Annotated in this window: 19 protein-coding genes; 13 read left to right on the forward strand and 6 right to left on the reverse strand. The window is 65.4% G+C overall.

Translation table 11 applies throughout. The annotated features are described in order from the left end of the window. The first annotated feature begins 23 nt into the window (after window positions 1-23). Both EYB42_RS12375 and der read left to right on the forward strand, forming a co-directional pair. Entirely contained in the window at window positions 24-1,367 is a 1,344-nt protein-coding gene (locus EYB42_RS12375; protein WP_240784141.1) for an outer membrane protein assembly factor BamB family protein, read from the forward strand. A gap of 48 nt (window positions 1,368-1,415) precedes the next feature. Continuing rightward, the gene (der, locus tag EYB42_RS12380) at window positions 1,416-2,882 is read left to right on the forward strand and encodes a ribosome biogenesis GTPase Der (protein WP_135450426.1); all 1,467 of its coding nucleotides are present in this window, start codon (window positions 1,416-1,418) and stop codon (window positions 2,880-2,882) included. Between the two features lie 29 nt (window positions 2,883-2,911). Here der and EYB42_RS12385 read toward each other — a convergent pair whose 3' ends face one another. Together EYB42_RS12385 and serS are read right to left on the reverse strand one after the other, a co-directional pair. Continuing rightward, window positions 2,912-3,619: a hypothetical protein gene (locus EYB42_RS12385; RefSeq protein WP_135450427.1), complete on the reverse strand. Its 708-nt coding sequence runs from the start codon at window positions 3,617-3,619 to the stop codon at window positions 2,912-2,914. 35 nt (window positions 3,620-3,654) lie between these two features. After that, window positions 3,655-4,947 carry a serine--tRNA ligase gene (gene serS, locus EYB42_RS12390; RefSeq protein WP_135450428.1) on the reverse strand — a complete coding sequence of 431 codons (1,293 nt, stop codon included), beginning with the start codon at window positions 4,945-4,947 and terminating at the stop codon, window positions 3,655-3,657. A gap of 419 nt (window positions 4,948-5,366) precedes the next feature. Between serS and yajC the strand changes: the two genes are divergently transcribed. Genes yajC through EYB42_RS12410 form a run of 4 tightly spaced genes read left to right on the forward strand, consistent with a single transcriptional unit; the run spans window position 5,367 to window position 8,715 of the window. After that, the gene (gene yajC / locus EYB42_RS12395) at window positions 5,367-5,696 is read left to right on the forward strand and encodes a preprotein translocase subunit YajC (RefSeq protein WP_135450429.1); all 330 of its coding nucleotides are present in this window, start codon (window positions 5,367-5,369) and stop codon (window positions 5,694-5,696) included. An 11-nt stretch (window positions 5,697-5,707) separates the two neighbouring features. Then, on the forward strand, window positions 5,708-7,375 hold the full coding sequence (gene secD, locus EYB42_RS12400; RefSeq protein WP_135450430.1) for a protein translocase subunit SecD: 1,668 nt from the start codon (window positions 5,708-5,710) through the stop codon (window positions 7,373-7,375). A 12-nt stretch (window positions 7,376-7,387) separates the two neighbouring features. After that, a complete protein-coding gene (secF, locus tag EYB42_RS12405; protein WP_135450431.1) occupies window positions 7,388-8,362 on the forward strand; it encodes a protein translocase subunit SecF in 975 nt (324 codons plus the stop codon). Beyond that, the gene (locus tag EYB42_RS12410) at window positions 8,362-8,715 is read left to right on the forward strand and encodes an Mth938-like domain-containing protein (RefSeq protein WP_135450432.1); all 354 of its coding nucleotides are present in this window, start codon (window positions 8,362-8,364) and stop codon (window positions 8,713-8,715) included. Before secF ends, EYB42_RS12410 begins: the two co-directional genes overlap by 1 nt. A gap of 57 nt (window positions 8,716-8,772) precedes the next feature. Here EYB42_RS12410 and EYB42_RS12415 read toward each other — a convergent pair whose 3' ends face one another. Beyond that, the gene (locus tag EYB42_RS12415) at window positions 8,773-9,759 is read right to left on the reverse strand and encodes an aldo/keto reductase (RefSeq protein ID WP_135450433.1); all 987 of its coding nucleotides are present in this window, start codon (window positions 9,757-9,759) and stop codon (window positions 8,773-8,775) included. A 96-nt stretch (window positions 9,760-9,855) separates the two neighbouring features. Between EYB42_RS12415 and ccmA the strand changes: the two genes are divergently transcribed. The 5 genes from ccmA to EYB42_RS12440 are packed head-to-tail and all read left to right on the forward strand — an operon-like array spanning window position 9,856 to window position 12,600. Beyond that, a complete protein-coding gene (ccmA, locus tag EYB42_RS12420; RefSeq protein ID WP_135450434.1) occupies window positions 9,856-10,473 on the forward strand; it encodes a heme ABC exporter ATP-binding protein CcmA in 618 nt (205 codons plus the stop codon). Further along, window positions 10,470-11,126 (forward strand): heme exporter protein CcmB, encoded by a 657-nt coding sequence (ccmB, locus tag EYB42_RS12425; RefSeq protein ID WP_135450435.1) that lies wholly within the window; start codon window positions 10,470-10,472, stop codon window positions 11,124-11,126. The genes ccmA and ccmB overlap by 4 nt, the downstream gene beginning before the upstream one ends. Window positions 11,127-11,181: 55 nt before the next feature. Further along, entirely contained in the window at window positions 11,182-11,910 is a 729-nt protein-coding gene (locus EYB42_RS12430; RefSeq protein WP_135450436.1) for a heme ABC transporter permease, read from the forward strand. Further along, entirely contained in the window at window positions 11,910-12,068 is a 159-nt protein-coding gene (ccmD, locus tag EYB42_RS12435; protein WP_371685753.1) for a heme exporter protein CcmD, read from the forward strand. The genes EYB42_RS12430 and ccmD overlap by 1 nt, the downstream gene beginning before the upstream one ends. Further along, the gene (locus tag EYB42_RS12440; protein WP_240784143.1) at window positions 12,061-12,600 is read left to right on the forward strand and encodes a DsbE family thiol:disulfide interchange protein; all 540 of its coding nucleotides are present in this window, start codon (window positions 12,061-12,063) and stop codon (window positions 12,598-12,600) included. The genes ccmD and EYB42_RS12440 overlap by 8 nt, the downstream gene beginning before the upstream one ends. A gap of 305 nt (window positions 12,601-12,905) precedes the next feature. Here the strand turns inward: EYB42_RS12440 and acnA are convergent, their stop codons facing one another. After that, a complete protein-coding gene (gene acnA / locus EYB42_RS12445; protein ID WP_135450438.1) occupies window positions 12,906-15,653 on the reverse strand; it encodes an aconitate hydratase AcnA in 2,748 nt (915 codons plus the stop codon). A 183-nt stretch (window positions 15,654-15,836) separates the two neighbouring features. Between acnA and EYB42_RS12450 the strand changes: the two genes are divergently transcribed. After that, window positions 15,837-16,532 carry a DUF1223 domain-containing protein gene (locus EYB42_RS12450; protein ID WP_135450439.1) on the forward strand — a complete coding sequence of 232 codons (696 nt, stop codon included), beginning with the start codon at window positions 15,837-15,839 and terminating at the stop codon, window positions 16,530-16,532. Window positions 16,533-16,557: 25 nt separating this feature from the next. Here the strand turns inward: EYB42_RS12450 and EYB42_RS12455 are convergent, their stop codons facing one another. Together EYB42_RS12455 and EYB42_RS12460 are read right to left on the reverse strand one after the other, a co-directional pair. Beyond that, window positions 16,558-17,469 carry a lysophospholipid acyltransferase family protein gene (locus tag EYB42_RS12455; RefSeq protein WP_135450440.1) on the reverse strand — a complete coding sequence of 304 codons (912 nt, stop codon included), beginning with the start codon at window positions 17,467-17,469 and terminating at the stop codon, window positions 16,558-16,560. 2 nt (window positions 17,470-17,471) lie between these two features. After that, entirely contained in the window at window positions 17,472-18,350 is an 879-nt protein-coding gene (locus EYB42_RS12460; RefSeq protein ID WP_240784145.1) for a DMT family transporter, read from the reverse strand. Between the two features lie 154 nt (window positions 18,351-18,504). On the opposite strand from EYB42_RS12460, the gene EYB42_RS12465 reads away from it, so the two are divergent. Further along, a complete protein-coding gene (locus EYB42_RS12465) occupies window positions 18,505-19,098 on the forward strand; it encodes an outer membrane protein (RefSeq protein ID WP_167851013.1) in 594 nt (197 codons plus the stop codon). Window positions 19,099-19,135 lie beyond the last annotated feature (37 nt).

Here is a 19,135-nt window from a genome sequence, read left to right on the forward strand (position 1 = left end):
TGGGATCTTGTCAGATGGCAGGCATGACGATCAGGCTTATGACAGGTGCGGGGCTGATTGCCCTTCTGGCCGCCTGCGGCCAGAAGGAAGTGATCCTGCAAGGCGAACGCTTTCCGGTGCGCGCCGATCTTGCCGCCAGCGTGCCGGTCGAGGGGCAGCCCGCACCGACGGCCCCGGCCGAACGCGAGAATGCAAGCCAGCCGATCAGCTTGCCGCCGCAGGTCGCCTTGGACGAATGGACGCATCGCGCTGGCAACGCGCGGCACCTGATGCCGCATGCCGCCCTATCCGCCACCCCGCAGCGGGTCTGGACGGCGAATGTAGGGTCAGGTTCGAACCGCAAGCACCGCGTCTCTGCCGCGCCCGTCGTCTCGGGCGGAAGGGTGTTCACCATCGACTCGGGGTCTGCGGTGCAGGCAACCTCGACCGGCGGGGCAGTTCTATGGAGGACGGATGTCTCGGCCGGGTTCGACCGGGGCGGCGGCCTTCCGGGGGGCGGTCTGGCCGTATCGGGCGAACGGTTGTTCGTGACCACGGGCTTCGGCGAGGTCGTGGCGCTGAACGCAGGGACCGGAGAAGTGCTGTGGCGGCAGCGCGTGGATGCGCCGGTGATGGGTGCGCCGGCGACGGATAGTGCGGCTGTCTATGTCAGCGCCCGCGACGGCGGCGCCTGGGCGATGGATGCCGCGGATGGCAAGGTGCTGTGGCAGGTGGTCGGTACGCCGGGCACGGCGGGATATCTGGGCACGGCGGCCCCTACGGTTGGTGACCGGGCGGTGATCTTTCCGACCAACGCCGGCGACCTGATGGCCGTGCTGAAGATTGGTGGCGGCACGAAGATCTGGCAGGTGTCTCTGGCCGGCAAGCGGCTGGGCCGCGCCTATGCCTACAGCGCCGATGTCACCGGCGACGCGGTGATCGACGGCAAGGTGATGTACGCCGGGACGGCCGCTGGACGCACAGTGGCGATCTCGGCCTCTTCGGGCGAGCGGATCTGGTCGGCGGACGAAGGTGCGCTGGGCCCGGTCGCGGTCGGCGGCGGGTCGGTCTTCCTGGTGAATGACGAGGCCGAGCTGGTGCGGCTGGACGCGGCCACGGGCGAGGTGATCTGGGCCGTGCCGATGCCCTATTTCACCAACGACAAGATCAAGCGCCGCAAGGGGATTTACGCGCATTACGGCCCGGTCCTGGCGGGCGGTCGTGTGATGGTCGTGTCGTCCGATGGCCTGTTGCGTGCCTTCAACCCCGAGGATGGCAGCCTGACCTACAGCACCGAAATTCCGGGGGGTGCAGCGGCACAGCCGGCGGTGGCGGGGGGTGTGCTCTACGTTGTCAGCGGCAACGGGCAACTTCACGCTTTCCGTTAGGGGCGAACCCGTGTATCGGGGGCGCTTCGCAGGAAACGGACCTGAGACATGACCTTCACGCTTGCCATCGTGGGCCGGCCCAACGTGGGCAAATCGACGCTGTTCAACCGGCTGGTCGGGCGGAAGCTCGCGCTGGTCGATGATCAGCCGGGCGTGACGCGCGACCTGCGGGAAGGTGACGCAAAGCTCTTTGACCTGCGTTTCACCGTGATCGACACGGCGGGACTGGAGGATGTCACCGACGACAGCCTGCAGGGGCGGATGCGACGCCTGACCGAACGCGCGGTGGACATGGCCGATGTCTGCCTGTTCCTGATCGACGGCCGGGTGGGTGTGACCCCGTCGGACGAGGTTTTTGCCGACATCCTGCGCAAGAAGGCCGCCCGCGTCCTGCTTGGTGTCAACAAGGCCGAAGGAAAGGCGGGGGATGCCGGCGCGCTGGAAGCCTACAGCCTGGGCTTGGGCGAGCCTATCCGTCTGTCTGCCGAACATGGCGAGGGGCTGGATGACCTTTACCGCGCGCTGAAGCCCTTCGAGGCGGAATTCGCCGCCCGCGAGGCCGAAATCCTGCCGGAAACCGATACCGAGATTTCCGAAGAGGAGGCTGCACTTGAGGCGGACGAGACCGCCCATCGACCGACCCGGCAGAAGCCGCTCCAGATTGCCGTGATCGGTCGCCCGAATGCAGGAAAATCCACGCTGATCAACAGGATCCTTGGCGAAGACCGGATGTTGACCGGACCCGAGGCCGGCATCACCCGCGACGCGATTTCCGTGCGCACCGAATGGCTGGGCACGCCGGTTCGCATCTGGGATACGGCGGGGATGCGCAAGAAGGCGAAGGTGGTCGAGAAGCTGGAAAAGCTGTCGGTCGCAGATGGCTTGCGTGCGGTGCGCTTTGCCGAGGTGGTGGTGGTTCTGCTCGACGTGGAAATCCCCTTCGAGACCCAGGATCTGCGCATCGCCGATTTCGCCGAGACCGAGGGTCGCGCGGTCGTCGTGGCGGTGAACAAGTGGGATCTGGAAGAAGGCAAGCAGGAAAAGCTGGCCGAACTGAAAGAGATGTTCGATCGCCTCTTGCCCCAGTTGCGTGGCGCGCCGCTGGTGACGGTGTCAGCCAAGACGGGCCGGGGGCTCGACCGGCTGCACGATGCGATCCTGAAGGCGCATGACGTCTGGAACCGTCGCATTCCCACGGCGAAGCTGAACTCATGGCTTGGCGCGATGACCGAGGCGCATCCGCCGCCGGCGCCCGGCGGGCACCGGATCAAGCTGCGTTACATGACCCAGGCCAAGACCAGGCCGCCTGGCTTCGTCATCAAGTGTTCGCGCCCCGACGAGCTGCCGGAAAGCTACAAGCGGTATCTGATCAACGGGCTGCGCGACCATTTCGACATGCCGGGAACGCCGATCCGGCTGTTCCTGCGGTCTCAGGGCGACCAGAACCCGTTCAAGGACCGCAAGTTCCATACGCCGTCGCGCCTTCGCAAGCATATCGACAAGAAGCGGGACTGACGGGAGCGGGCAGGGGCCGTGCCGCAGGTTCAGGTGCGGCGCAGATCAAGGGCAAGGCGCACCAGCATGATCAACGCGCCACCTGCGGCGGCCCATGCCACGGCCATCTGTGTGCCCCAGTTCGCTGCAACGACGCCGCCCAGGGCCCAGATCACGGTCAGCCCGTAAATCGGCATCCCGGGCTTGCGGGACTGCACCGCAATGGCCAGCAGCAGCACCAGGGCAAGCATTCCCAGGGCAGACCCGGTATTGGACAGGATGCCGTAGCCGGCAATCAGAACGCCGGTGGACACGGCCGCAGCTGCCGTCAGCCAGCCCGCGAAGATTGCCGTGGGCGCGCTGAGAAGCCAGCGGTCGGGCTCGGTCGGGGAACGGAGAAAGGCAGTCAGCGCGGCGAAGGCCATGATCCAGATCGTCACCGTGCCCCAGGTTGCCGAAGTTCCGGCAATCCACAGCCAGCCAGAGCCAACCAGAACCGCCAGCGTCAGCGGCAGGCGCGTGGGCGCCCATGCAGGGTGGTCGGCACGTCGCAAGAGGCCGAAAACGGCGTGCAGGATCAACCAGGCATAGATCAGCGACCAGATCGCAAAGGCATAACCTGCGGGCTGGATGAAGGGCCGACCGATCTGCACCGGAAACAACGCCGGGTCGTAGCCGGTGAAGGGCGGTGTGACGAATGGCGCCAGCCCGAAGGCCAGTGTCGCGGCAAGCAGGATCAGGGCGGGTGCGCGTGTCATGGTGATATTACGCGCACCGGCTGGTTTCGGATCCGTCAGACCAGCACACCATCGGCCGTGATCCGCGTCTTTCCGCCAAGATAGGGGACAAGGGCCTGCGGAAGCGTGACCGAGCCGTCCGCCTGCTGCCCGTTTTCCAAGACCGCGATCAGGCAACGTCCGACGGCGAGGCCCGAGCCGTTCAGAGTTGCCACGAATTCCGGCTTGCCGCCGCCTGCAGGGCGGTAGCGCGCGTTCATCCGCCGGGCCTGGAACTGCCCGCAGGTCGAGACGCTGGAAATCTCGCGATAGGTGTTCTGGCCGGGCAGCCAGACCTCCAGGTCATGCGTCTTCTGCGCGCCGAAGCCCATGTCGCCAGTGCAAAGCACGATGGTCCGGTAGGGCAGTTCCAGTCGTTCCAGCACAGCCTCGGCACATTTCGTCATGCGTTCGTGTTCGGCAAGGGCGGTTTCCGGCGTGCAGATCGTCACCATCTCGACCTTCTCGAACTGGTGCTGGCGCAGCATGCCAGTGGTGTCCTTGCCCGCGCTGCCCGCCTCGGACCGGAAGCAGCTGGTGTGGGCGGTCAGGCGGATGGGCAGGGCCGCCTCGTCCAGGATCTCGCCCGCGACCGAATTGGTAAGCGTGACCTCCGAGGTCGGGATCAGCCACCAGCCGTTGGTGGTCTGATAGCTGTCCTCGGCGAATTTCGGCAGCTGGTTGGTGCCGAACATGGCCTCTTCCTTGACGAGGACCGGCGTCCAGGTTTCGGCCAGCCCGTGTTCCTGGGTGTGCAGGTCCAACATGAATTGCGCAAGCGCCCGATGGACTCGCGCCACCGCGCCGCGCATCACCACAAAACGGCTGCCCGAAAGTTTCGCTGCGGTCGGGAAATCCAGGCCGCCCCTGGCTGCCGGAATGTCGAAATGTTCCAGTGGCTTGAAGTCCATCACACGGGGCGTGCCCCAGCGTCTGATCTCGACGTTCGCCGTTTCGTCCGGGCCGTCGGGCACGTCGTCCAGCGGCATGTTGGGGATGCGGGCAAGGGCATCCTTCAGGCGCGCATCCTCGGCATCGGCTTCGGCAGTCAACCGGGCACCCTCGGCCTTCTTCTCGGCCACCAGGGCACGAAGCCGCTGAAACTCGGCCTCATCCCCGCGCGCCTTTGCGGCGCCCACCTCCTTCGAGGCGGCATTCTGCGCCGCCGCCGCAGTTTCCGCCGCCAGGATCTTCGACCGCCGCGCCTCATCGATCGCCAGAAGCTCGGCCGCCATCGGCGACAGCCCGCGACGGGCAAGCGCCGCGTCGAATGCGGCGGGGTTTTCGCGGATGAAGCGGATGTCGTGCATGGCGTGGCCCCCTTCGGTTCGTCTGACGCTCTATGCCCGATTGCCGGGCAAGGGGGAAGGTGTCGGGTGCAGGGCTTCGGATGGGGGGACTGTGTTTTGGGGCAACATGATGCGGAAGGGAAGCGCGGCGCGATGACGAGGCCGGCGAATGACGCCAAGGTGTCGGAAACGGCGGGGCACCACTGCTTTTGCGCCGCGCTTTCTTGCGTGTTGCTTCCATCTCTGCCCGCGCCTGGTGCGACAGCGGTCGAGCATGTGGCCCGAATCGCGCGCGGATGCAGGGGTAGTCAGGGGCGGGCAATGGCGCCCGCACCCTCTGGCAAAGCGGCGCGAAAGGGCTTACATGAGCCGACGATTGCCGGGCTGGACCCGGCCGAACACCTTGCCGGGCGTGCCCCGGCCCGCAGGAAAGGATGCCCATGTTCGTCTCTCCCGCCTTCGCCCAGGCCGCCGGAGCTCCCGGAGCCGGGGCCGCCGTCGCGCAGTTCCTGCCGATCATCCTGATCTTCGTGATCTTCTACTTCCTGCTGATCCGGCCGCAGCAGAAGCGGATGAAGGAACACCGTGCCATGGTCGACGGCCTGCGCCGTGGCGACCAGGTGGTGACCGCGGGCGGCATCGTGGGAAAGGTCTCGAAGGTGCAGGAGGACGGCATGATCGAGGTCGAGATTGCCGATGGAATCAAGGTCAAGGTGGTGAAGCACACGATCACCAGCCTGCTGAACAAGACCGAACCTGCGGCAAGCTGAGGCTCTGACCCATGGAACCCATGGCGCTGTGGAAGCGTATCCTGATCCTGCTGGTCTGTGCCTGGGGGATCGTGGGGGCGATCCCGAACCTGTTCTACGCACGGGTGGAGCGCCACAATGACGCGGTTGCCGCGATCGAAGCGGCGGGAGGAACTGCAACGCCAGAACAGTTGGCCGCCCGCGCCGAATGGCCCGATTTCCTGCCCTCGGCGCTGGTGAACCTGGGTCTTGATCTTCGCGGTGGCGCGCATCTGCTGGCCGAAGTCAAGGTCGAGGATGTCTACAAGTCGCGGATGGATGCGATGTGGCCCGATGTGCGCGATGCGCTGCGGCCGCTGCGCGACCAGGTGGGTGCCGTGCGGCGCGCACCTTCGCCCGACGGGATCCTGCGGGTGACGATCGAAAGGCCCGAGGGCATGGCCGCCGCACTGGAGGCGGTGCGCGGCCTTGGCACCGGCGTGATGAGTCTGACCGGTGTCGGGCAAAGCACGATCGACGTGACCGCCGAGGGCAACGACATCGTGATCCAGCTCTCCGAGGCGGAAAAGCAGGCCACGGACAACCGCACCCTGCAACAGTCGCTGGAAATCATCCGCCGCCGGGTTGACCAGGCCGGCACCCGCGAACCGACGATCATGCGCCAGGGCGAGGACCGGGTGCTGATCCAGGTGCCGGGCATCGGCTCGGCGGCAGAGCTGAAGGCACTGATCGGCACCACGGCAAAGCTGACCTTCAACGCGGTGGTAAGTCGCACGACCGATGCCGGCGCGAACCCCGGGCCGCGCAACCTTCTCTTGCCGTCGATGGACGAACCGGGGGTCTATTACATTGTCGAGGAAACACCGGTTGTGTCGGGCGAGCAGCTGGTTGATGCCCAGCCCTCGTTCGACCAGAACAACCGGCCGGCGGTAAGCTTCCGTTTCGACAGTTCGGGCGCGCGCAAGTTCGGCGACTATACGGCCGCAAATATCGGTGCGCCTTTCGCCATCGTGCTGGACAACGAGGTGATCTCGGCCCCGGTGATCCAGAGCCACATTCCGGGTGGCTCTGGCATCATCACCGGGAACTTCACGGTCGAGGAATCGACCCGGCTTGCCGTGTTGCTGCGCGCGGGCGCCCTGCCGGCCGAAATGAACTTCCTTGAGGAACGCACCATCGGCCCCGAACTGGGCCAGGATTCGATCGATGCCGGCAAGGTTGCCGCCCTGGTCGCGGGTGCTGCGGTCGTGCTTTACATGCTGGCGAGCTACGGCCTGTTCGGGCTGTTCGCCAACGTCGCGCTGGTGATCAACATGGCGCTGATCTTTGCCGCATTGTCGGCTGTCGGCGGCACGCTGACCCTGCCGGGGATCGCCGGGATCGTGCTGACGATCGGCATGGCGGTTGATGCCAACGTGCTGGTCTTCGAGCGCATCCGCGAGGAATTGCGGCAGAACAGGAACGCCGGTCGCGCGATCGAACTGGGCTACGAACGCGCGAAAAGCGCGATTGTTGACGCCAACATCACGACCTTCATCACGGCTGTCGTGCTGTTTGCGGTTGGCGCCGGCCCGGTGCGCGGCTTTGCCGTAACGCTGGGCATCGGGATCATCACCTCGGTCTTCACGGCCCTGTTCGTGACCCGGCTGTTCGTTGAATTCTGGTATCGCGCGCGCCGGCCCGCGACTGTCGTCGTGTAAGGGATCAGAACCATGGCCTTCCGTCTTCGTGTCGTCCCCGAAAAGACCAACATCGACTTCTTCCGTGCGCAGTGGCTGACCTTCGGCGGGTCGATGTTGCTGACCGTTGTCGCCATCATCGCCTGGGCGGTGATGGGGCTGAACTTCGGCATCGACTTCCGCGGCGGCACCACGATCCGCACCGAGGCGACGCAGCCGATCGATGTGGCAGCCTATCGTCAGGCGCTGGCGGGGCTTGACCTTGGCGATGTGGCGATCACCCAGGTCTTCGACCCCACCTTTGCCGAAAACCAGCATGTGGCACAGGTGCGTATTTCGCCACTGGAGGGGCAGGAGGCGGTGACACCCGAAACCATTGCCCAGGTCGAGGCGGCCTTGCAGCGGGTGGACCCGACGATCACCTTTCCTTCGGTGGAATCGGTCGGGCCCAAGGTTTCCGGAGAGCTGATCTGGAAGGCGATCACCGCGATGGTCGCGGCCTCGGCCTGCATCATGGTCTATATCTGGCTGCGCTTCGAATGGCAGTTCGCCGTGGGCAGCGTGGTGGCGCTGTTGCATGACATCTTCATCGTCATCGGCATCTTTGCGGTCTTCCAGATCAAGTTCGACCTGACAATCATTGCCGCCCTGCTGACGATTCTGGGCTATTCGATCAACGACACGGTGGTCGTCTTCGACCGGTTGCGGGAAAACCTGTTGAAATACAAGACTATGCCACTGAAGGACGTGATGAACCTGTCGGTGAACGAAACCCTTAGCCGCACGATCATGACCTCGGGCACGACGCTGATGGCGCTGGGCGCGATGCTGATCTTTGGCGGCGACGTGATCCGCGGCTTTACCTTGGCAATATTCATCGGCGTGGTGCTTGGTACCTATTCCTCGGTCTTCGTGGCCAAGAACCTGGTGCTGTTCATCGGGCTTGACCGCGGCGACAAGCCAAAGAAACCGAAGGCCGGCAACGAATTCGCCGAAGTCGAAGCCTGATGCGCCTGACCGAGGTCACCTACGGTTCGGCCCGGGCAATCGAGGGCTATGGCCCGGGCTTTTTCCGCGTTGCGGGCCATGTGCTGCGCGGGGCCTGCCTGATCACGCCGTGGGATGCCGGACCCTGGGGCGGCTATGATGACATCGCTGCGCCGCTGTCGCTGGAAGGCAGGATCGACGTCCTGTTCGTCGGTACCGGCGCAACGATCCAGCATGTGCCCCAGGCCTTCCGCGAGGCGCTGGAAGGGCAGGGGATCGGGGTCGAGATCATGGCCTCGCCCGCTGCCGCCCGCACCTATAACGTGCTTCTGGGCGAGGGACGGCGGGTCGCCGTGGCCTTGCTGCCGGTGTAAGGGCTGCAAGAGTATTCAAGAACCCTTGCAGCTTGACCTGATGGAACTCTGCCCCGGTCACCACAGGTGTGCGACATGGGGGGCGATAAGGCGGGTGTAGATCTCGCGGGCCTTCTCCATCACCGCCGGCGACAGGGGAGGCATCGCAGCCGCCGCGGCATTGGCCCGGGCCTGTGCCGGCGACTTCGCGCCGGGAATGACCACCGTCACCGCATCCTCCATCAGGATCCAGCGCAAGGCGAAGGCCGCCATCGTGGCACCTGCCGGCACCAGCGGACGCAGTTCTTCCACTGCCTCGAGTGCCACCTCGAAGGGAACGCCAGAGAAGGTTTCGCCCTTGTCGAATGCCTCGCCGTTGCGGTTGAAACTGCGGTGGTCGTCAGGGGCAAACTGGCTGTCCTTCGTCATCTTCCCGGTCAGAAGGCCCGAAGCCAGCGGAACCCGGGCGATGATTGCCACGTTCTTTGCCTTGGCTTCCGGGAAGAAAAGCTCGGCAGGCTTCATGCGGAACAGGTTGTAGATGATCTGCACCGACACCACGCCGGGCTGGCGGATCGCTGTGCGGGCTTCCTCGACCGTCTCGACCGATACGCCGTAGTCGGCGATCTTGCCCTTGGCCTTGATCGCGTCAAGGGCGGCAAATACCTCTGGGTCGGAATAGACCGGTGTCGGCGGGCAGTGCAGTTGCACAAGGTCAAGCCGCTCTACCCCCAGGTTCAGCAGCGATCGATCGATGAAGGATTCTAGGTTGGCGGCGGTGTAGCCTTCGGCGACATGCGGCGAAAGCCGGCGCCCGGCCTTGGTGGCGACGAAGGGCCGCTCGCCCGGCCGTTCGGCCAGAACCTCGCGGATGATGCGTTCCGACCGCCCGTCACCATAGACATCGGCGGTGTCGATGAAGGTCATGCCTTCGTCGAGCGCGGCGTGCAGCGTGGCCTTCGCGTCCTCGACACTGACCTCGCCCCAGGTGCCGCCAATGGCCCACGCGCCGAAGCCGATCGGGGTGGTCATGCGGCCTGTACGGCCGAAGGGAATGCTCTGCATCGTTGTCTCCTTGCTTGCGCGCAAGACATAGGGTCGCGCGCGGCGGATGACCATGCCCCTTTTCGGCGGGGCCGCCTTGGGTTAGGCCTGCGTTCCATGGTGATCGGGGTGCGCAATCTGGCGGTGGCACGGGGTGGGGTGACTGTCCTGCAGGGGCTGGGCTTTGCCGTGGCACCGGGCGAGGCGCTGATCCTGCGCGGGCCGAACGGGTCGGGCAAGACCACGCTCTTGCGCACGCTGGCCGGTTTGCAGCCGCCAACTGCGGGCGAGATCGACCTTGCGCCCGAGACCATCGCCTATGCCGCCCATGCCGACGGATTGAAATCGACACTGACCGTGGCAGAGAACCTTGCGTTCTGGGCTGCGATCTACGGCGGGCCGGACATCGGCCCTGCGGTTCAGGCGATGGACCTTGCCGCCCTGGTCCGCCGCCGGGCAGGAGAGTTGTCGGCCGGGCAGAAGCGGCGGCTGGGCCTGGCACGCTTGTTGGTCACCGGGCGCCCCCTTTGGCTTCTGGACGAGCCGACCGTCAGCCTGGACGTCGCCTCGGTTGCACTGTTCGCAGGCGCGGTGCGCGGGCATCTGGCCGGGGGTGGGGCGGCAATCATCGCGACGCATGTCGATCTGGGGTTGCCCGAGGCGCGGGTGCAGGACCTCGACCCGCACCGGGTGCGCATCATGGTCCGTGACGGGTTCGACGAGGCTTTCGCATGAGGGCGCTTCTGCTGCGTGATGTGCGGCTGGCGATGCGGACCGGGGGCGGCTTCGGCCTGGGGCTGGCCTTTTTCCTGATCCTCGCGGTGCTTGTTCCGCTGGGCGTCGGCGCCGAGGGCGGCACGCTGGGCCGGATCGCGCCCGGGATCCTGTGGGTGGGGGCGCTTCTGGCTTGCCTTCTGTCGCTGGACCGGATCTTCGCGTTGGATCACGAGGACGGTTCGCTGGATCTGCTGGCGACCTCGCCAATCCCGCTTGAGGCGGTGGTCGCGGTCAAGGCCATGGCGCACTGGCTGGTGACGGGGCTGCCGCTGACCCTGATGGCGCCGGGGCTGGGGGTCCTTTTGAACCTGGCGCCGGCGGCCTACGGCTGGCTGGTGCTGAGCCTTCTGCTGGGCACGCCGACCCTGTCGATCGTCGGCGCCTTTGGCGCGGCCCTTACCGTCGGGCTGAAGCGCGGCGGCCTTTTGCTTAGCCTGCTGGTCCTGCCGCTGTATGTCCCGACCTTGATTTTCGGGGCCGAGGTGGTGCGGCGCGGGGCCGAGGGCATGGCCCTGGGCACCCCACTGGCGCTGCTGGCGGCGATCAGTCTGGGGGGGGTGGCGTTGTTGCCATTCGCGGCAGCGGCGGCGCTCCGCGTCAATTTGCGCTAACGTTTCGCGGGAAGGTGAGTTGAGCAGGGCAGGTGAAGGGGATAGGCGACGGGCCATGTCGATCTGGGAATATGCCAATCCGAAGAAGTTCATGCAGACCTCGGCCTGGGTTCTGCCCTGGGCGGTCGGGCTGACCGTGGCCTGTCTGGTCGTGGGGCTGGTCTGGGGCTTCTTCTTCACGCCGGACGATTACAAGCAGGGGTCCACCGTCAAGATCATCTACCTGCATGTTCCGTCGGCGATGATGGCGATCAATGCCTGGGTCATGATGCTGGTGGCCTCGCTCATCTGGATCGTGCGGCGGCACCATGTCAGTGCGCTGGCAGCCAAGGCCGCAGCGCCCATCGGGTTGACCTTCACCCTTGTCGCGCTGGTCACCGGCGCACTCTGGGGTCAGCCGATGTGGGGCACCTGGTGGGCCTGGGATCCGCGGCTGACCTCGTTCCTGATCCTGTGCCTGTTTTATCTGGGCTACATCGCGCTGTGGGAAGCGATCGAGAACCCCGATACAGCGGCAGACCTGACCTCGATCCTGTGCCTTGTGGGATCGGTCTTTGCGCTTTTGTCGCGCTATGCGGTGAATTTCTGGAACCAGGGGTTGCATCAGGGTGCCTCGCTGAGCCTGGACAGGGAAGAAAATGTTTCGAACGTGTTCTGGGTGCCGCTCCTGGTGTGCATCGCGGGCTTTGTCCTGTTGTTCGTCACCCTCGTCCTGATGCGGACGCGAACGGAAATCCGCGCGCGGCGGCTGAAGGCGCTTCTGGCGCGGGAGAGGGTGGCGTGATGCCGGATCTGGGGAAGTATGCCTTTGCGGTGCTGGCGTCCTATGCGGCAACGGCGTTGCTGATCGCGGGGCTGGTGGCGCTGTCGCTGTGGCAGAGCGCGCGGACCAAGCGCGCACTGGACGAGGTCGAGGCGCGGCAGGGGAAGACGGATGGCTAGGTGGCTTATGGTGCTGCCGCCGGTCCTGTTCGCGGGGCTGGCGGGGATGTTCTATTTTGGCATGCAGCGTGAAAACCCGGGCGAATTGCCTTCGGTTTTTGTCGGACGGCCGGCGCCGGTGCTGCCTGCGACGGGCCTTTCAGGTGTGCCGCAGCTGACCGATGCCGACTTGCGCACGGGCGAGGTGACGGTGGTCAATTTCTGGGCCACATGGTGTCCGCCTTGCCGGGCGGAACATCCGGTGCTGTTGAAGATGGCGGCTGACGGCGTGCGCGTTGCGGGCGTGAACATGATGGACGACGATGCCAAGGCGCGGGCCTATTTGGCAGAAGAGGGCAACCCCTTCATCGCCGTGGCGACCGACCCGAACGGACGCAACCGTGTGGAGTGGGGCGTGACTGCCCCGCCGGAGACCTTCATCATCGGTGGCGACGGGACGGTCCTGTTCCGCTTCGTCGGGCCGCTGGTCGGCACCGACTACGAGACGCGCTTCGTGCCGGCGCTGGAAAAGGCGCTCGCGGGCGGGGATTGAGGGGGCCGGAGCATCCAGACGGCCTGCCCACCCGGTAGCCTGCCCGCCCCGTGGAACGCCGACAAGGGCGGCGATGACAGGGGGCGGCGATGGCTGTGCTCACGTATAGCTCTGCCGCCGGCAGGCTGCTACGCCGTGGGGCATGGCGACGGCGCAGTGCGACCGACAAGGCGCGGGGTGGGAAAGCGCATGCGCGGACCTTTCTTGCGTAAGCGGTGGCGCGTAGACACCTCCGGATGCCCGAAGGAAAGATTAAGGCCCGGGTCGCCCCGGGCCTTTGTCATGGAAACCGTCCGTTTGCCAATTCAGGCTGCGGCGAGGTTCCGTAGGACATAGTGCAGGACGCCGCCGTTTTCGACGTATTCGATCTCGATGGCGGTATCGATGCGGCACTTGATCTGGATGGTCTTCTTGGTGCCATCGGCATAGGTGATGTGGCAGGGAACCAGGCTGAGCGGCTTCAGATCGCCTTCCAGCCCCTCGATGCTGATCACCTCGTCGCCCTTCAGGCCCAGCGTCTTGCGGTTTTCGCCAGGGGTGAATTCGAACGGGATCACGCCCATACCGACGAGATTCGAGCGGTGGATGCGCTCGAAGCTTTCGGCGATGACGGCTTTCACACCCAGAAGTGCTGTGCCCTTGGCCGCCCAGTCACGGCTGGAGCCCGCCCCGTATTCGATGCCGCCAATCACGACCAGCGGCGTGCCCTGCGCCTGATATGCCATCGAGGCCTCGAAGATCGAAGTCTGCTTGCCATCTGGGCCGATGGTATAGCCGCCCTCGACACCATCCAGCATCTCGTTCCTGATGCGGATGTTGGCGAATGTGCCGCGCATCATCACCTCGTGGTTGCCGCGCCGGGCGCCGTAGCTGTTGAACTCGCTGACCGGCACGCCGCGTTCGATCAGATACTTGCCGGCAGGGGTGTTCGGCTTGAAGCTGCCGGCCGGGCTGATGTGGTCGGTCGTGATCATGTCGCCCAGAAGCGCCAGGATGCGCGCGCCGGTCACATTGCGGATGGCCCCCTTGGTCTTCGACATGCCCCGGAAATAGGGCGGATTCTGGATGTAGGTCGAGGTCGGCGGCCAGTCATAGGTTTCGCTGTCCGTCACCTCGACCGCCTGCCATTTCGCATCGCCCTTGAACACATCGGCGTATTTCTTCTGGAAGGCCTCGCGCGTCACGGTCGCGTGGACCAGATCGGCGATTTCCTTGTTCGTGGGCCAGATGTCGCGCAGATAGACAGGCTTGCCGTCCTTCCCGGTGCCAAGCGGTTCGGTGGTCAGGTCGATGTTCATGTCGCCCGCCAGCGCATAGGCGACAACGAGCGGCGGCGAAGCGAGGTAGTTCGCGCGAACATCCGGGGAGATACGGCCCTCGAAGTTGCGGTTGCCGGACAGGACCGCCGCAGCCACCAGATCGTTGTCGTTGATCGCCTTGGAGATCTCGGGCTGCAGGGGGCCCGAGTTGCCGATGCAGGTGGTGCAGCCGTAGCCGACCAGATTGAAGCCGATGGCATCCAGATCCTCTTGCAGGCCCGCTGCGTTCAGGTATTCGGACACCACCTGCGACCCCGGCGCGAGCGAGGTCTTGACCCAGGGCTTGCGCGTCAGGCCAAGAGCGCGCGCCTTGCGCGCCACCAGCCCCGCGCCGATCATCACATGGGGGTTTGAGGTATTCGTGCAGGATGTGATCGAGGCGATCACGATCGAGCCGTCGCGCAGCTTGTAGCCTTCGCCTTCCACCGCTGCGGTCTTGGCAATCTCGACCGGCTTCGTGGCGACGGGGCCCTCGTCAGCCATGTCCTTGGCATCGGCCGAAATGTCGATCCCGCGGTATTCCGCCACGACCTTGCCGAACGAGCGTGCGGCCAGATTCAGCGGCGTGTAGTCCTGCGGGCGTTTCGGACCCGAGACTGCAGGCACGATCTCGCCCATGTCCAGATGCAGGGTCGAGGTGTAGATGGGATCGTAATTCTCGTCCCGCCACATGCCGTTCGCCTTGGCATAGGCCTCGACCAGGGCGATGCGGCCCTCGTCACGGCCGGTCTGGCGCAGATAGCGCAGGGTTTCGCCGTCGATCGGGAAGAAGCCGCAGGTCGCGCCGTATTCGGGGGCCATGTTGGCGATGGTAGCGCGGTCGGCGAGCGGCAGGTGATCAAGGCCGGGTCCGTAGAATTCGACGAACTTGTTCACCACGCCGTGCTTGCGCAGCATCTGCACGACCTTCAGCACCAGGTCAGTCGCCGTGGTGCCCTCGCGCATCTCGCCAGTCAGCTTGAAGCCCACGACCTCGGGGATCAGCATGGAAACCGGCTGGCCCAGCATCGCGGCCTCGGCCTCGATCCCGCCCACGCCCCAGCCAAGGACGGCCAGGCCGTTGACCATGGTGGTGTGGCTGTCGGTGCCGACCAGCGTGTCGGGGTAGGCGACCATCTCGCCGTTCTGGTCGGTGTCAGTCCAGACGGTCTGCGCCAGGTATTCCAGGTTCACCTGGTGGCAGATGCCCGTGCCGGGCGGCACGACGCGGAAGTTGTTGAATGCCTTCTGCCCCCATTTCAGGAAGACGTAGCGTTCCATGTTCCGCTCATACTCGCGGTCCACGTTCAGTTGGAAGGCGCGGGGGTGGCCGAATTCGTCGATCATCACCGAGTGGTCGATGACCAGATCGACCGGCGCCAGCGGGTTGATCTTCTGCGCGTCGCCGCCCAGGCCCTTGATGCCGTCACGCATGGCCGCAAGGTCCACCACCGCCGGAACGCCGGTGAAGTCCTGCATCAGCACGCGCGCCGGGCGATAGGCGATTTCGCGCGGGTTCTGGCCGCCGTTCCTGCCCCAGTCGGAAAAGGCCTTGATGTCATCGACGGTTACGGTCTTTCCATCTTCGAACCGCAGCATGTTTTCCAGCACCACCTTGAGGCTGGCGGGAAGCCTGGCGAACTCGCCCAGGCCTGCGGCCTCGGCGGCGGGGATCGAATAGTAGCTGACGGTCTGTCCGCCCGCGGTCAGGGTCTTGCGGGTCTTCGACAGGTCGTGTCCAACTGTGACGGTCATCGGGTGGCTCCTTCGGGAAAGGCGGCTTCTGGCGTCATTGTATGCAATTGTATGCCGATTATCCAGTCCCTGAATGCGGGATCTCGCGGGGCATGTGTCGGATCTCTCGCAAAACCTTGATTGGCAGGGGCATGGTGGCTTCCCTATAACACGCGAGGGGATAAAGGGATCAGGATACGCGACATGCGACATTTCGTCAGCGCCGCCTTCGGCTTGTGTCTGGCGGCGGCAGCCCCGGTTGCGGCAGAACAGGTGGTGGTGGTGGAACTTTACACCTCGCAAGGCTGTTCCTCCTGCCCGCCGGCCGACGAATTCGTCGCGATGCTGGCCTCCGACCCGCGAATCCTGCCGCTGGCGCTGCATGTCGATTACTGGGACTATATCGGCTGGGCCGACAAGTTCGCGCATCCGAAATTCACCGACCGCCAGCGCGCCTATGCCAAGGCGGTGGGGTCACGCACGATCTACACGCCGCAGCTGATCATCGGCGGGCAGGACCGGATCGAGGGCTTCGCGCCCGACAAGACGGCCGAGCGGCTGCGCGCCCACCTCAAGGCCACGACGCCGGTGCGGCTGAGCGTGACGCGCGAAGGCGAGAGCATCGTGATCCGGGCCGAGGCAGACCCACCATTGAAAGAGCCGGTGCGGGTGCAGCTCGTGCGCTACAAGCCGCAGGAAACCGTGACCATCGAACGCGGCGAGAATGCGGGACGGACGATGACCTACCACAATATCGTGACCTCATGGGAAGCTGTAGCCGACTGGGCCGGTCAGGAGCCGCTGGAGCTGGTGGCGCCCTACGGCGGCGACGAGCCGGGGGCCGTGATCTTGCAGACGGCGGGTCCGGCGGCGATTCTTGCCGCGGCGCGGGTGGACTGAAACCCTTCTGGCGCGGTGCCCGCCTTTATGGCCGGGGCTTCATGTTGATGCGCTGTCGTGCCTTGCCAGCCCCCTTCCAGCGGCGGTGGATCCAGAACCACTGGTCGATGTGCTGACGCACCAGCGCCTCGAGGCTGTCGTTCAGCGCCTGGGTCATCGCCTCGGGCGTGCCGCGCGGGATGGGTGGTTCCACGATGATCTCGAACGAAAGCCCGTCCGGCAACCGCACCGCATAGGTCGGCACCAGCAGGGCGTCATACTTCAGCGCCAGCTCCGCCGCCGAAAGCGCGGTCAGCGCAGGACGGCCAAAGAAGCTGAGTTGCTCGCCGTGATGCATGTGCTGATCGACCAGCATCCCCAGCATGCCGCCCGACCGCAGGTGCCGCACCATGTCGGCCAGGCCTGCCCGGCCGCGGGGAAACAGGGGTGTGCCGATCCCCGAGATCGCCTTGACGTAATGTTCGTTGAAGTAGCGGTTGGCCATCGGCATGTAGAGCGCACCCACCCGATAGCCGCGCGCGATCAGGGCTGCGCGGCTGGCGTCGTAGTTGCCGAAGTGGCCGGTCACCAGGATCACCGGGCGCCCCTGGCGATGCGCTTCTTCCAGTGCGGCGACGCCACCGCCCGTCAGGGGGTGGCTGACGGCATGGGCGATGAATTCGGAGCCCGAGTAGATTTCGATCACCGTGCGGCCGACATTGTCGGGCACCGCAAGGACAATGCGTTCGACCTCGGCCTTGGGCAGGTCGGGCAGCACCAGGGCAAGATTGTCGCGGATGCGCCGGCGATAGCCCGCGACGGGCGCGATGATCCGCGACAGAACCCAGCCGCACAGTGGCACCCGCCAGCGGTAGGGCAGGCGCAGAAGCAGCCAGATCAGGCCGCGCAACGCGCGGTCCTGCGTCCAGTGGCGCAAGGAGAAGGTCGGTTCGGCCATGGTCAGGCGGAGCGGGCAGCCCTTGTTTCGCGCTGCCAGACATAGAGCCCCGCCCCCACGATCACAAGCGCACCGATCACCGTCCAGCGGTCGGGCCACTGGTCGTATAGGGCGATGCCCCAAAAGGTGGCGAAGACTATTCCCAGATAGGCGAAGGGGGCGACAATCGAGGCCTCGGTGATCGAAAAGCTGCGGATGATGCACAGCTGGGCCCCGGTTCCCAGGCAGGCGATCAGCCCGAAGCGCCAGAGGTCCGCGGTCAAAATCGGTTGCCAGACGAAGGGCAGGGCGGCGCCGGCGACGATGCTGCCGAATAGCGCGGCATAGACCATCGAGGCCCAGACGCTTTCCTGCGCCCCGATCTTGCGGGTCAGCAAGGCCGAGGCCGCATAGGACAGCGCACAGCACAGGGGCAGCAGCGCCCACCAGGTGAAGACGCCCGCCCCAGGCCTGATCACGATCAGGGCGCCGATCAGCGCGGCGACAACCCCGGCGACCCGCCGCGGCCCAAGCCTTTCCCCCAGGAACAGCGCCGCCCCCAGTGTGATGAGCACCGGGTTGATGTCGGCGATCGCGGTGGCCTCGGCCAGCCCGATGTGGGGCAGCGACAGGAAGAAGAACGTGGTTGCGCCGAACTGCGAGGCCGAGCGCCAGAAATGCAGCACGGGAAACCGCGTGCGCAGCATCGGGCCTAGATGCTGCCGCAGGATCACGATCACCAGCAGAAGCTGGCCGATGAAGCGCACCCAGATCACTTGCGGCGCGGGGTAACGCTCGATCAGGCCCTTGGCGGTCGCATCCATCGCGGTAAAGAGGAAGATCGCCAGGATCATCAGGGCGACGCCGCGCGTCACATGAGAAAGGGAAGAGGGCTGTCGCATCGGCCGAGACGCTAGAGACATGGCGACAGGACCGCAAGCGATCCGGGCAAGAGGCCCTGGGCAAGACAGTCGGTTGCAGGGAATGACTGACTTTGCGTCATGTACCGATTCATGTACTCTTCATCATATTGAGAAGCGAATTTCGGAGGGCGTCATGATGAATACCAGAAGTCTTGCAATTGCCTGCCTCGTCCTTGCGGCCGGACCGGCCAGTGCGGGTGGGCCGGTGGTGGTCGCAAGCGAGCCGGTGGTCGCGGCTCCGGTTGCGCCGGCTGCACCCAGCTATGACTGGACGGGGTTCTATGCCGGTCTGGCCCTTACGATGGGCAGCATCGATGACGGGACCATAAGTTACGACACGCAGGGGTTTGGCGTTCAGGCCGGCTATCTGCATGACCTGGGTCGCTTCGTTGTGGGCGGAGAGCTTTCCTATTCGACCTCCGATCTGGAGGACATCACGGACGCTTCGGTCAGTTCGACGCGGCTGAAGCTGATCGGTGGTTTCGATGCAGGACGCGTCCTGCCCTATGCATTCATCGGCGTGTCCGACATGAAGCTCGACGAAGGTGGCGACACAGCGTCCGATACCGCCACGGCCTACGGCATTGGCGCCCGCTTTGCCTTCGGGGCGCAGGGGCGGTTGGTCGCTGGCGTCGAATACCTTGTAGAGAAGAAGGACGACTTCGACGGAAGCGCAATCGACATCGACAACCGCGAGTTTGCCCTGCGACTGGACTACCGGTTCTAGACGATTCCGGCACCAGGCCGGGGGCGGCAGCGGCCCC

The sequence above is a fragment of the Tabrizicola caldifontis genome (genome assembly GCF_004762095.1).
Lineage (GTDB): Bacteria > Pseudomonadota > Alphaproteobacteria > Rhodobacterales > Rhodobacteraceae > Tabrizicola > Tabrizicola caldifontis.

Excerpts from the sequence above, each read along its gene's own strand:
- EYB42_RS12375 (WP_240784141.1), top strand. The coding sequence starts at position 24 with ATGACGATCAGGCTTATGACAGGTGCGGGGCTGATTGCCCTTCTGGCC.
- der (WP_135450426.1), top strand. The coding sequence starts at position 1,416 with ATGACCTTCACGCTTGCCATCGTGGGCCGGCCCAACGTGGGCAAATCG.
- EYB42_RS12385 (WP_135450427.1), bottom strand. The coding sequence starts at position 3,619 with ATGACACGCGCACCCGCCCTGATCCTGCTTGCCGCGACACTGGCCTTC.
- serS (WP_135450428.1), bottom strand. The coding sequence starts at position 4,947 with ATGCACGACATCCGCTTCATCCGCGAAAACCCCGCCGCATTCGACGCG.
- yajC (WP_135450429.1), top strand. The coding sequence starts at position 5,367 with ATGTTCGTCTCTCCCGCCTTCGCCCAGGCCGCCGGAGCTCCCGGAGCC.
- secD (WP_135450430.1), top strand. The coding sequence starts at position 5,708 with ATGGAACCCATGGCGCTGTGGAAGCGTATCCTGATCCTGCTGGTCTGT.
- secF (WP_135450431.1), top strand. The coding sequence starts at position 7,388 with ATGGCCTTCCGTCTTCGTGTCGTCCCCGAAAAGACCAACATCGACTTC.
- EYB42_RS12410 (WP_135450432.1), top strand. The coding sequence starts at position 8,362 with ATGCGCCTGACCGAGGTCACCTACGGTTCGGCCCGGGCAATCGAGGGC.
- EYB42_RS12415 (WP_135450433.1), bottom strand. The coding sequence starts at position 9,759 with ATGCAGAGCATTCCCTTCGGCCGTACAGGCCGCATGACCACCCCGATC.
- ccmA (WP_135450434.1), top strand. The coding sequence starts at position 9,856 with ATGGTGATCGGGGTGCGCAATCTGGCGGTGGCACGGGGTGGGGTGACT.
- ccmB (WP_135450435.1), top strand. The coding sequence starts at position 10,470 with ATGAGGGCGCTTCTGCTGCGTGATGTGCGGCTGGCGATGCGGACCGGG.
- EYB42_RS12430 (WP_135450436.1), top strand. The coding sequence starts at position 11,182 with ATGTCGATCTGGGAATATGCCAATCCGAAGAAGTTCATGCAGACCTCG.
- ccmD (WP_371685753.1), top strand. The coding sequence starts at position 11,910 with ATGCCGGATCTGGGGAAGTATGCCTTTGCGGTGCTGGCGTCCTATGCG.
- EYB42_RS12440 (WP_240784143.1), top strand. The coding sequence starts at position 12,061 with ATGGCTAGGTGGCTTATGGTGCTGCCGCCGGTCCTGTTCGCGGGGCTG.
- acnA (WP_135450438.1), bottom strand. The coding sequence starts at position 15,653 with ATGACCGTCACAGTTGGACACGACCTGTCGAAGACCCGCAAGACCCTG.
- EYB42_RS12450 (WP_135450439.1), top strand. The coding sequence starts at position 15,837 with ATGCGACATTTCGTCAGCGCCGCCTTCGGCTTGTGTCTGGCGGCGGCA.
- EYB42_RS12455 (WP_135450440.1), bottom strand. The coding sequence starts at position 17,469 with ATGGCCGAACCGACCTTCTCCTTGCGCCACTGGACGCAGGACCGCGCG.
- EYB42_RS12460 (WP_240784145.1), bottom strand. The coding sequence starts at position 18,350 with ATGCGACAGCCCTCTTCCCTTTCTCATGTGACGCGCGGCGTCGCCCTG.
- EYB42_RS12465 (WP_167851013.1), top strand. The coding sequence starts at position 18,505 with ATGATGAATACCAGAAGTCTTGCAATTGCCTGCCTCGTCCTTGCGGCC.